At 70.2% G+C, this 11,187-nt stretch carries 8 protein-coding genes; 4 read left to right on the forward strand and 4 right to left on the reverse strand.

The genetic code is table 11. The features are described 5' to 3' along the window. Positions 1 to 129: 129 nt before the first annotated feature. A complete protein-coding gene (gene pdxR / locus ACYJSS_RS05030) occupies positions 130 to 1,566 on the reverse strand; it encodes a MocR-like pyridoxine biosynthesis transcription factor PdxR (RefSeq protein WP_373874600.1) in 1,437 nt (478 codons plus the stop codon). A 93-nt stretch (positions 1,567 to 1,659) separates the two neighbouring features. Between pdxR and ACYJSS_RS05035 the strand changes: the two genes are divergently transcribed. From ACYJSS_RS05035 to ACYJSS_RS05045, 3 genes are read left to right on the forward strand one after another with little or no spacing between them, the layout of a single operon-like run. After that, positions 1,660 to 2,136 carry a GNAT family N-acetyltransferase gene (locus ACYJSS_RS05035; RefSeq protein WP_236204306.1) on the forward strand — a complete coding sequence of 159 codons (477 nt, stop codon included), beginning with the start codon at positions 1,660 to 1,662 and terminating at the stop codon, positions 2,134 to 2,136. Positions 2,137 to 2,138: 2 nt separating this feature from the next. Then, positions 2,139 to 2,762 (forward strand): FMN-dependent NADH-azoreductase, encoded by a 624-nt coding sequence (locus tag ACYJSS_RS05040; RefSeq protein ID WP_236204305.1) that lies wholly within the window; start codon positions 2,139 to 2,141, stop codon positions 2,760 to 2,762. After that, entirely contained in the window at positions 2,759 to 3,190 is a 432-nt protein-coding gene (locus ACYJSS_RS05045; RefSeq protein WP_236204304.1) for a carboxymuconolactone decarboxylase family protein, read from the forward strand. The genes ACYJSS_RS05040 and ACYJSS_RS05045 overlap by 4 nt, the downstream gene beginning before the upstream one ends. Positions 3,191 to 3,196: 6 nt before the next feature. Here ACYJSS_RS05045 and ACYJSS_RS05050 read toward each other — a convergent pair whose 3' ends face one another. The 3 genes from ACYJSS_RS05050 to ACYJSS_RS05060 are packed head-to-tail and all read right to left on the reverse strand — an operon-like array spanning position 3,197 to position 6,093. Then, a complete protein-coding gene (locus ACYJSS_RS05050; protein ID WP_111263874.1) occupies positions 3,197 to 3,652 on the reverse strand; it encodes a DUF2214 family protein in 456 nt (151 codons plus the stop codon). Between the two features lie 52 nt (positions 3,653 to 3,704). Beyond that, positions 3,705 to 4,733, reverse strand: coding sequence for a GGDEF domain-containing protein (locus tag ACYJSS_RS05055; RefSeq protein WP_236204303.1), 1,029 nt, complete (start codon positions 4,731 to 4,733; stop codon positions 3,705 to 3,707). A gap of 13 nt (positions 4,734 to 4,746) precedes the next feature. After that, positions 4,747 to 6,093 (reverse strand): MATE family efflux transporter, encoded by a 1,347-nt coding sequence (locus ACYJSS_RS05060; protein ID WP_236204302.1) that lies wholly within the window; start codon positions 6,091 to 6,093, stop codon positions 4,747 to 4,749. Positions 6,094 to 6,219: 126 nt separating this feature from the next. Here ACYJSS_RS05060 and ACYJSS_RS05065 point away from each other — a divergent pair, with 126 nt between their 5' ends. Next, entirely contained in the window at positions 6,220 to 11,127 is a 4,908-nt protein-coding gene (locus ACYJSS_RS05065) for an alpha-2-macroglobulin family protein (protein WP_236204301.1), read from the forward strand. Positions 11,128 to 11,187 lie beyond the last annotated feature (60 nt).

Here is an 11,187-nt window from a genome sequence, read left to right on the forward strand (position 1 = left end):
TGGCGGCTTTCGTAGGAGGGTGTAGAGCGAAGCGAAACCCATGCGGTGGGTGTGCCATGAGTCCAGAAAAGCCCTAGAAACACCGTTTTGAGCCTTTGCGTTGAGTCCACAACGACCAGCACAGCCAATTCATTCGCTTGGCTGCCCACAACCCTCCAACACCTCCCGCAACCTTCCTGCCAACCCCCTTGCCTCTTCCGCCGTGGCGACATTGGTGAAGCCCAGCAAGAGCCCCGGCGCGCCGCCGTCGCCCAGGTACCAGGGCGACAGCGCGATCACGGCGAGCCCCGCCGCCTGGGCACGCCCGGCGATGTGGCGATCGTCGCTACCCGCAGCGAGGCGGGCCAGCAGGTGCATGCCGCCGGCCTGCAGGTCGATCTCCAGGTGCTCCCCGCACTGCGCCAGCAGCGCCTCGCAGGTATGGGCGCGGCGGCGCGCGTAGAGGCTGCGCATCTTCTTCAGGTGGCGGGCGAAATGGCCCTGGTCGATGAAGTCCGCCGTCGTGGCCTGCAACAGCTCGCTGCAGCCGCCGCCGAACTGCGCGGCGACCTCGCGGAAGCGCTCCACCTCCCGGTCCGGCACCACCAGGTAGGCCAGGCGCAGGCCAGGGTAGAGCACCTTGCTGAAGGTCCCGGCATAGAGCACCCGGCCTTCGCGGTCCAGGCTCTTGAGCGCCGGCAGCGGGCGGCCCTGGTAGCGGTACTCGCTGTCGTAGTCGTCCTCCAGCACCCAGCCGCCCACCCGCTGCGCCCGTTCCAGCAACGCCAGGCGCCGGTGCAGCGAGAGGGCGACCCCGGTGGGGCTCTGGTGTGTCGGCGTGACCAGGGCGAAGCGCGCATCGGGCGCCAGGCGCTGGCCCGCGTCCACCACCAGCCCCTCGCCATCCACCGGGACCGGCACGCAGCGCACGCCGAGGCCCTGCAGCAACTGGCGGGCGTGCAGGTAGCCCGGGTCCTCCAGCCAGATGGCATCGCCCGGCGTCATCAGGGCGCGCTGCACCAGCGCCAGGCTGGCGCTGTGGCCGGCGGTGATGAACACCTGCTCCGGCCGGCAGTGGATGCCCCGGGAGATGCCGAGGTAGCCGGCCAGGCTCGCCCGCAGCGGGCCATGGCCGGCCGGGTCCGGCACCATCAGCGCGCTGCCGCCCATCTCGCGCAGGCGCCGGGCCGCCAGGCGCGCCCAGAGCTTGCGCGGGAAGGCGTCGAGCGCCGGCAGGCCGAGCTGGAAGGGCTGCGGTGCCGCTTCCGTTCCGACCGGTGTCTCGGTGCGCGCTGGACTGATGTTGCGCGAGGGCGGCCGGGGCGCCGTGGCGAGGCGGGGCGACACGCAGGTCCCGGCCGGGCCGCGTGCCAGCAGGTAGCCTTCGCCGATGAGCATCTGGTAGGCCGCCTCCACCGTGCCCCGCGCCAGGTTCAGCTCGCTGGCCAGGCTGCGCAGCGAGGGCACGCGGGCGCCGGGTGGCAAGCGGCCCTGGTCGATGGCTTCGCGGAAGCGTTGGTACAGCTGCAGGTAGACCGGCGTGTCGAGGCCGCGGTCGAGGTGCAGGGGCAGGGGGTGGCCTGGCATGCTCATGTCCCAGTCGTTTTGGTGATTCTTGGACCTGTTGGCTGGTCCATGGCCTGCCTAGAGTAGCGGCTCCGCCAGAAGAGGAAAGTGGCCATGCCCGATCCACAGCCCCCCATCGAACTGCTCCACCTGGACGACGACGCCCAGTTGCGTGCCGCCTTCCCGGTCATGCGCGAGTTGCGCCCGCAGTTGCCCGATGCCGCGACCTTCGTCGCCCGCGTACGCCGCCAGGCCCGCCAGGGCTACCGCCTGCTCGGCGCCTGCTGCGACGGCCAGGTGCTGGCCCTGGCCGGCTACCGCGAGCTGGAGAACCTGATCCACGGGCGCTTCATCTACGTCGACGACCTGGTGGCCGACCCGCAGCGTCGCAGCCAGGGCCTGGGCGCCCGCCTGCTGGACGAACTGGCGCTGATCGGTGGCGGGCTCGGCTGCCAGCGCCTGGTGCTGGATACGGCACTGGCCAATTCCCTGGCGCAGCGCTTTTATTTCCGCCAGGGCCTGCTGTCCACCGGCCTGCACTTCAGCCGGCCGCTGCCCGTCGCCGCCACGCACCCCTCCCAGGAGAACTGACCATGCCCCGTGTCCTGCTGATCGAATGCAGCCCCAATGAAGACGCGTCCCCCGGCGGCCGACTGGCCCGGGAGATGGCCGAGCGCATCCACGCCAACGCGCAGGTCACCGTGCGCAACCTGGTGCGCGAGCCCCTGCCGCCCCTGTCCGGCGACTACGCCCGCGCCGTCACCGGCCGCGCCCATCGCGACGACCCGGCCCTGGCGCTGTCCGAGCAACTGATCGACGAGCTGGAGCAGGCCCATTACCTGCTGATCTCCACGCCCATGCACAACTACATGGTGCCGGCGGCGCTGAAGCTCTGGCTCGACTACGTGGTGCGCATCCAGCGCAGCTTCACCCTGGTCGATGGCAACAAGGAAGGCCTGCTGGAAGACCGCCCGACCTTCGTGGTGGTCAGCTCGGGTGGCAACTACCTGGGCGCCAGGGCCAGCCAGGCGGACTTCCTCTCGCCCTACCTGCGCCACATCCTCGGCGTGATCGGCCTGCACCATGTCGAGTTCGTCCACCTGCAGGGCCTGGCCCAGGGCCCGGACGCCGTGGCCGAGACCCTGCAGCAGGCGCGCACGCGCCTGGCCAACAACCCCTATTTCGCCGCCGCCCCCTTCCCCGGAGTCCCCGCATGAGCACGCTGCGCCTGCCCTACTACCAACTCTCCCCCGAGGCCTACCAGGGCCTGGCCGCCACCAAGAAGGCCCTCGAAGCCAGCAGCCTCGGCGCGGGCCTCATCGAACTGGTCTACCTGCGCATCTCGCAGATCAACGGCTGCGCCTTCTGCCTGGAGATGCACAGCAAGGCCCTGCGTGCCCGTGGCGAGGAGCAGGCGCGGCTCGACGCCCTGGCCGGCTGGCGGGTCAGTGGTCTGTACAGCGAGAAGGAGAGGGCGGCGCTGGAGTGGGCCGAGTCGCTCACCCGCCTGGAGGCGAGCGGTGCGCCGGACTCGGCCTTCGAGCCCCTGCGGTCGCATTTCAGCGAGCCCCAGATCGCCGACCTGAGCTTCGCCGTGGCCTTGATGAACGCCTTCAACCGCCTGGCGGTGGGCATGCGCCAGTGAGGGGCCTCAGGAGATGACGCCGAAGCCGCGCGCCATCAGTGCGGCCAGCAGCGGGATGACCAGCACCGCCAGCAGCTCCAGGCGGATCGCCATGATCACCAGCCTGGCGGTCTTCGGGCTGACCTCGGGTACCTGCCCGGCCTTCAGCGCGTTGCGCCAGTTGAGGAAGACGAAGGTCGGAAGCGCAGACAGCAGCGCCACCAGGATGAACAGCCCGATCTTGGCGTGGAACACGCTGTTCTTCAGGTAGTACTCGGTGCCCTTGCCATACCACAGCACCCGCGCCAGGCCGGTGGCCAGCACCAGGCCGGCGCTCAGGCCATAGGCGATGTCCACCCGGATCAGGCTGCGCGCGCGCTCCAGGTCCAGGGGCAGCTTGAACAGGCGATGCTCCAGGACCAGCAGCGAGAAGAGGATGAAGATCGACAGGTAGTGCAGGTACGCGGCGATGGCTTGAGCCATGTGAACTCCTTTGCGGTCATCAGGGGGTGTTCTTATAGGGGAGCGGCTGCCTTTAGTTGGCGCTCTCCACGCGGTTGCGGCCGTTCTGCTTGGCCCGGTACAGGGCGCGGTCGGCCAGGTCCAGGGCTTCGTTCTGCGTTTGCTCGGGGCTCACCAGCAGGGTGCCGGCACTGAGGGTCTGGGCCAGCTCCTGGCCGGCGGCGCGCACCGGCTTATCGGCGATGCAGCGGCGCAGGCGCTCGGCGATGTGCTGCAGCTCCTCGTCGTCATGCACCGCCACCAGGGCGACGAACTCCTCGCCGCCGATGCGCACCAGCAGGTCGTCCGGGCGCAGCGCCGCGGTCATGCGCCGCGAACTCTCCCACAGCACCTGGTCGCCGGCGGCGTGGCCATGCTGGTCATTGACGCGCTTGAAGTGATCGAGGTCGGCATAGATCACCCCCAGGCGCAGGCCGGCCTTGGTGACGCGGGCCATTTCCTTGGGGAAGAACTGCGCCAGGGCGCCCCGGTTCCACAGTTGGGTCAGCGGGTCGATCAGCGCCTTGCGCTGCTCGCGGTCCACCGCGCGGCGCAGGTTCTGCGTCTGCTGGGCCATGCCGCGCAGCTGCAGGTAGCCCTCGGCCAGGGTCGCCAGGTCGCGCAGGCGGAACAGCTCCTCCTGGTCCAGGGTGCGTGGCCTGGGGTCGAGCATGCACAGGGTGCCGATGGGCATGCCGTTGCCGGAGAGCAGCGGCTGGCCGGCATAGAAGCGGACGAAGGGGGCGCCGACCACCAGCGGGTTGTCGCTGAAGCGGGCGTCGGCGAGCGCATCGGGGATCAGCAGCGGGCCGTTGCCGAGGATGGCGTGGCCGCAGAAGGAGATGTCGCGTGGGGTCTCCGAGGTCTCCAGGCCGATGCGCGCCTTGAACCACTGGCGATTGCGGTCCACCAGGCTGATCAGCACGGTTTCCACCCGGAACAGTTCACGGGTCAGGCGCACTAGGGTGTCGAGGTAGAGCTCGGCGGGGGTGTCGAGAATGTCCTGTTCGTCCAGGGCCTTCTGGCGACGGTCTTCATCGGGGTGGCACGGTGCGGCGAGCATGGGATTTCTCCAGTCAGTTCGCATGCGTGAACCAGGCGTCTCGTCGGGACAGGCGCCAGGCGAGGGCGCCGAGACTCAGGCCGCGCAACAGCATAAAACATAGGAACGCCAACCACAGGCCATGGTTTCCGAATGGTTGCAGCAGCAGGCCGACGGGCAGGCCGAGGAGCACCGCCAGGAGCATGGCATCGCGCATTTCCCGAGCCCGGGTCGCGCCGATGAACAGGCCGTCCAGCAGGTAGCTCCACACCGCCACCAACGGCAACACCGCCAGATAAGGAAGATAGACGTGGGCGACCGCGCGCACCTCCCCGATGTCGCTCTGCATGTCGATGAACGGCCCTCCGGCGACGGCGAACAACAGCGCGAAGGCCAGGCTCGCCAGCAACGACCAGGCGCCGGCCACCAGCAGCGAGCGGCGCAGCTCGAGGCGGTTGCGCGCACCGATGGCGTGGCCGCACAGGGCCTCCACCGCATGGGCCAGGCCGTCCAGCGCGTAGGCGGTGACCAGCAGGCCATTGAGCAGCAGCGCGTTGGCCGCCACGGTGGCGTCGCCCATGCGCGTGCCCTGCACCGTCAGCAGGAAGAACACCAGCTGCAGCGCCAGCGAGCGGATGAAGATGTCGCGGTTCACCGCCAGCAGCGGGCGCCAGGCACTCCACAGGCGCAGTGCCGGCCAGTCGATGCGGCCCGGGTGGCGACGCAAAGCGCCACGGGTCAGTGCCAGGCCGATCAGCGCACCGCTCCATTCGGCGACCACCGCCGCCTGTGCGGCACCGGCCACGCCCAGGTCGAGCCCGAGGACGAACCACAGCGCCAGGGCGATGTTGGTCAGGTTGGTGCCCAAAAGGATGGCCAGCGGTGCGCGTGCGTTCTGGGTGCCGAGGAACCAGCCCACCAGCGCGTAGTTGGCCAGCGCCGCCGGCAGCCCCAGCAGGCGCAGGTGGAAGAACTCGCGGGTCATGGCGTCCAGTTCGGCCGAGGGATTCATCAAGCCCAGGGCCAGGCCGCTGAAGGGCACCGCCAGCAGCCCCAGCAGCAGCGCCAGGCCGAATGCCAGGCCCAGCCCCTGCAGCAGCACCTGGCGCAGGGCCCCGCCATCGGCACGCCCGGCGGCCTGGGCGGCGAAGCCGGTGGTGCCCATGCGCAGGAAGCCCAGCACCCCGAGCAGCAGCATGTACAGGGTGCTGCCTACCGCCACGGCGCCCAACTGGTGGGCATGGGGCAGGTGGCCGACCACGGTGCTGTCCACCAGTGCCACCAGGGGCACGGAGATGTTGGAGAGGATCATCGGCGCGGCCAGTGCCCAGACCCGGCGATGGGTGGGGGCGTGCCGCCAGGCGTCGGCTAATGCGCTCATACGGGGCTCCGGAAGGGCTGCGCAGTATAGCCGTGCAAAAGTGCGAAGAAGGTGGCTTTACGGCTGCCGGGGCTCGTCTATAGTTGCCGCGCGCGCACCTGCGCGTCCCCTCCCCGGAGCTCCTCCATGTCGTACAAAGGATTGTTACTGGCCCTCTCGCTGGGGCTGCTTGCCGCCTGCGATTCCTCCACCCCCGAACATGCCGCCGAGAAACCCGCCGCCGCACCCACGGTCGCCGAGGCCAAGCGCGCACCGGCCGACGTCGCTGCGCTGGCCAAGCGCTACGCCGGTCGCGAACTCAAGGTCGTGGATGTTTCCGAAACCCAGGTCGATGGCGCCAGCACGCTGTCGGTGAGCCTCTCCGTGCCCCTGGACCCGGAGCAGCCGTTCGCCGAGCGCCTGCACCTGGTGGACAAGGAAACGGGCAAGGTCGACGGTGCCTGGGAGCTCGACGACAGCCTCATGGAACTGCGCCTGCGCCACCTGGAGCCCAATCGCCAGCTGGTCCTGACCATCGACCCCGGCCTGCGCGCGGTGAACGACTCGCGCCTGGCGCAGGAGAGCGTCACCCGCCTGGAGACTCGTGACCAGCAGCCCAGCGTCGGATTCGCCAGCCAGGGCTCGCTGCTTCCGACCCGGCTTGCCGAGGGGCTGCCGGTGATCACCCTCAACGTCGACGCGGTGGATGTGGACTTCTTCCGCGTGCGCCCCGACGCGCTGCCGAAGCTGCTGTCGCGCTGGGGCCGTCGCAGCAACCTGGACTACTGGGAGGCCGACACCATCCTGAAGATGGCCGACCTCGCCTACAGCGGTCGCTTCGACCTCAAGCCCGCGCGCAACACCCGCGAGAACCTGCTGCTGCCCATCGCCGGCATCGAGCCGCTGAAGCAGCCCGGCGTCTACATCGCGTTGATGCGCCGCGCCGGCAGCTTCAACTACACCAACCCGGCGACGCTGTTCAGCCTCAGCGACATCGGCCTCTCCGCCCACCGCTTCCGCGATCGCCTCGACGTCTTCGCCCAGGCCCTGGACGGCGGCAAGGCACAGGGCGAGATCGGCCTGGAACTGCTCGACGAGAACGGCCAGTCGCTGGCCCAGGGCAAGACCGACGGCCAGGGCCACGCCCAGCTGCCGCTGACCAACAAGGCCCGCGTGCTGGTGGCGCGCCAGGGGCAACAGACCAGCCTGCTGCGCCTCGATGCCCCGGCGCTGGACCTCTCCGAGTTCGAGGTCACCGGCGCGACCGCCGAGCCGCTGCAGTTCTTCGTCTTCGGCCCGCGCGACCTCTACCGCCCCGGCGAGACCGTGCTGGTCAACGCCCTGCTGCGCGATGCCGATGGCCGCGCCGTTCCCGCCCAGCCGGTGAACGTGGAGGTGCGCCGCCCGGACGAGCAGGTCAGCCGCCGCTTCGTCTGGAACCCCGACGAGGGCGGTCTCTACCAGTACCAGCTGGCGCTTTCCGGCGATTCCCCCACCGGCCACTGGCAACTGCTGATCGACCTCGGCAACGGCCAGAAACAGCTCTATGAATTTTTGGTCGAGGACTTCCTCCCCGAGCGCATGGCCCTGGAGCTCAAGGGCAGCGACGAGCCGCTGGCCCCCGGCGATGCCGCCCGCTTCCAGGTCGAAGGCCGCTACCTCTATGGCGCGCCGGCCGCCGGCAACCGCATGACCGGCCAGCTCTACGTGCGCCCGCTGCGCGAGGCGGTGAAGTCGCTGCCCGGCTACCAGTTCGGCTCGGTGACCGAGGAGGACCTGAGCCAGGACATCGAACTGGACGAAACCAAGCTCGACGAAGAGGGCAAGGGCGCCCTGGAGATCGAAAGCCGCTGGGCCAACGCACGCTCGCCGCTGGAGCTGACCCTGCAGGCCAGCCTGCAGGAATCCGGTGGCCGGCCCGTCACCCGGCGCCTGGAGCAGCCGATGTGGCCGGCGCCACGCCTGCCCGGCCTGCGTGGCCTGTTCGACGGCGACGAGATCGACAGCAACGGCACCGCCGAAGTGGAGCTGCTGGTGGCCGACCCCGCCGGCAACAAGCTGGAAGCCAAGGGACTCAAGGTCCGCCTGGTTCGCGAGCGCCGTGACTACTACTGGAGCTACTCCGACGGCTCGGGCTGGAGCTACCACTACAACGAGAAGTACCTGAACGTCGACGAACAGCAGGTCGACGTCGCCGCCAACGCCACCGCCCGGGTCAGCTTCCCCGTGCAATGGGGCCCCTACCGCGTCGAAGTCGAGGACCCGCAGAGCGGCGTCACCAGCAGCCTGCGCTTCTGGGCCGGCTACCGCTGGCAGGACAACGCCGCCGGCGGTGCCGTGCGCCCGGACCAGGTCAAGCTGGCGCTGGACAAGCCCGCCTACGCCGAAGGCGAGGTGGCCAGGGTCACCGTCACCCCGCCCGCCGCAGGCAGCGGCTACCTGCTGGTGGAATCGGCCGACGGCCCGCTCTGGTGGCAGAGCATCGAGGTGCCGGCCGAGGGCAAGACCTTCGACATCCCCGTGGCTCGCGAGTGGACGCGCCACGACCTGTACGTCAGCGCGCTGGTGGTGCGTCCCGGCGAGCGCAAGGAGCGGGTCACACCCAAGCGCGCCGTGGGCCTGCTGCACCTGCCCCTGGAGCGGGCCCAGCGCAAGCTGGCGCTGACCCTGAGCGCCCCCGAGAAGATGCGCCCCAGCCAGCCCCTGGCGGTGCACGTGCAGGCGAAGAATGCCGACGGCAGCCCGGCGCGCCAGGTGCGCGTGCTGGTCGCCGCCGTGGATGCCGGCATCCTCAGCATCACCGACTACGCCACCCCCGATCCCTTCGCCACGCTGTTCGGGCGCAAGGCCTATGGCGCCGACCAGCTCGACGTCTACGGCCAGCTCATCGAAGCGGGGCAGGGGCGCCTGGCCTCCATCGCCTTCGGCGGTGACGCCGGTCTCGCGGCCGGCGGCAAGCGGCCCAACACCGAAGTGCGCCTGGTGGCGCTGCAGAGCGTGCCCGTGGCCCTGGACGACAAGGGCGAGGGCGAGATCAGCCTCGACATCCCCGACTTCAACGGCGAGCTGCGCCTCATGGCCCAGGCCTGGAGCGAGGACCGCTACGGCATGGCCGAAGCCAGGACGGTGGTGGCCGCGCCCCTGGTGGCCGAACTTTCCGCGCCGCGATTCCTCGCCGGAGGTGACGAAAGCACCGTCGCGCTGGACCTGACCAACCTCTCCGGCAAGCCCCAGGCGCTGGACGTGCGCCTGGAAGCCGAAGGCCAACTGCGCCTCGCCGACAGCCCCGGCAGCCAGACTGCGCCGCTGCAACTGGCCGACGGCCAGCGGACCACCCTGCGCATCCCGGTACGTGCCCTTGGCGGCTACGGCCAGGGGCGGATCAAGGTCCTGGTGAATGGCCTGGAGCTGCCCGGCGAAACCCTGGCGCCCTTCGCCCGCGACTGGACCCTGGGCATCCGCCCAGCCTGGCCGGCGCTGGTGAAGAACTTCCGCGCGGTGCTCAAGGGCGACAGCTGGAGCCTGCCCGCCGGCACCCTGGACGCCTTCCAGCCGACCGGCCGCGAAGCGCTGCTGGCGGTCTCCGCGCGCCCGCCGCTGAACATCGGCGAACACATCCGCGCGCTGCGCGCCTATCCCTATGGGTGCGCCGAGCAGACCACCAGCGGCCTCTACCCCTCGCTCTACGCCGACGCCGCGACCCTCTCGCGGCTGGGCATCGCGGGCGAGTCGGACGAGCAGCGGCGCAAGGCCATGGAGGTGGGCATCGAGCGCCTGCTGGGCATGCAGCGCTACAACGGTGGCTTCGGCTTGTGGAGCGCGGAGAGCGAGGAAGAGTTCTGGCTCACCGCCTATGTCACCGACTTCCTCCTGCGGGCCCGTGACCAGGGCTACGCGGTGCCGGCCGAGCCGCTGGCCAAGGCCAGCGAGCGGCTGCTGCGCTACCTGCAGGACCGCGACCTGATCGAAGTGAGCTACAGCCAGTACAGCGACCACAGCCGCTTCGCCGTGCAGGCCTATGCCGGCTACGTGCTCGCCCGCAGCCAGCAGGCACCCCTGGGCGCCCTGCGCAGCCTGTTCGAGCGCCGCGCCGAGTCCCGCTCCGGCCTGCCCCTGGTGCAACTGGCCGTGGCCCTCAGGGCCATGGGCGACCAGCCCCGCGCCGACCTGGCCCTGGAAGCCGGGCTGGCGGTGCAGCGCGACGACACCTTCTGGCTCGGCGACTACGGCAGCCGCCTGCGTGACCAGGCGATGATCCTCGCCCTGCTGGAAGAGAACGACCTCGCCGCCGACCGCCGCGAAGCACGCCTGTTCGACCTCGCCGATCTGCTGGGCTCGGACAACGGGCTGTCGACCCAGGAGCGCAACGCGCTGTTCCTCGCCGGGCGCGGCCTGCTGGGCAAGCCCGAAGCCGCCTGGCAGGCGAGCCTGGATGTCGGTGGGAAGGCGCGCGCCCTCGACCAGGACCACGGCGGCGTCAGGCTCGACGAGAGCCAGGTGGCCGAGCCCCTGACCCTGTCCAGCCAGACCAAGGCGCCGCTGTACCAGCGCCTGACCCTGTCCGGCTACCCGGCCGAGGCGCCGAAGGCGGGTGGCGAGAACTTCGTCATCCACCGCGAGTACCTGGGCATGGACGGCAAGCCGCTGGACATCCGCAACCTGGAAAGCGGCCAGCTGGTGCTGGTGCACCTGGGCGTGGAGGCCAAGGTACGTGCCCCCGACGCCCTGGTGATCGACCTGCTGCCCGCCGGCCTGGAGCCGGAGAACCAGAACCTGGCGCAGGGCGCCGCGAGCCTGGAGGATGCCGGCAGCCAGGTGAAGGAGTGGCAGGAAGCGATGCAGAACGCCGCGATCAAGCACCAGGAGTTCCGTGACGACCGCTACGTGGCCGCGGTGGACATCAACGAGTACGACCGCACCCACCTGCTCTACCTGGCCCGCGCCGTCACCCCCGGCCGCTACCGCGTGCCGCCGCCCCAGGTGGAGTCCATGTACCGCCCGCAATGGCAGGCGCTGGGCGATGCGCCGGAGGAGATGGTGATCAAGGCCCGCTGAAGCGCTTCCAGCAGGGCGGTGTTCGCGAGGGTGACGGTCAGGTGCCGTCATTCCCGCGAA

The organism is Pseudomonas sp. No.21, assembly GCF_054558415.1.

Coding starts and splice junctions, on each gene's coding strand:
- ACYJSS_RS05050 (WP_111263874.1), bottom strand. CDS start 3,652: ATGGCTCAAGCCATCGCCGCGTACCTGCACTACCTGTCGATCTTCATC.
- ACYJSS_RS05035 (WP_236204306.1), top strand. CDS start 1,660: ATGCCCGATCCACAGCCCCCCATCGAACTGCTCCACCTGGACGACGAC.
- ACYJSS_RS05040 (WP_236204305.1), top strand. CDS start 2,139: ATGCCCCGTGTCCTGCTGATCGAATGCAGCCCCAATGAAGACGCGTCC.
- ACYJSS_RS05060 (WP_236204302.1), bottom strand. CDS start 6,093: ATGAGCGCATTAGCCGACGCCTGGCGGCACGCCCCCACCCATCGCCGG.
- pdxR (WP_373874600.1), bottom strand. CDS start 1,566: ATGCCAGGCCACCCCCTGCCCCTGCACCTCGACCGCGGCCTCGACACG.
- ACYJSS_RS05055 (WP_236204303.1), bottom strand. CDS start 4,733: ATGCTCGCCGCACCGTGCCACCCCGATGAAGACCGTCGCCAGAAGGCC.
- ACYJSS_RS05045 (WP_236204304.1), top strand. CDS start 2,759: ATGAGCACGCTGCGCCTGCCCTACTACCAACTCTCCCCCGAGGCCTAC.
- ACYJSS_RS05065 (WP_236204301.1), top strand. CDS start 6,220: ATGTCGTACAAAGGATTGTTACTGGCCCTCTCGCTGGGGCTGCTTGCC.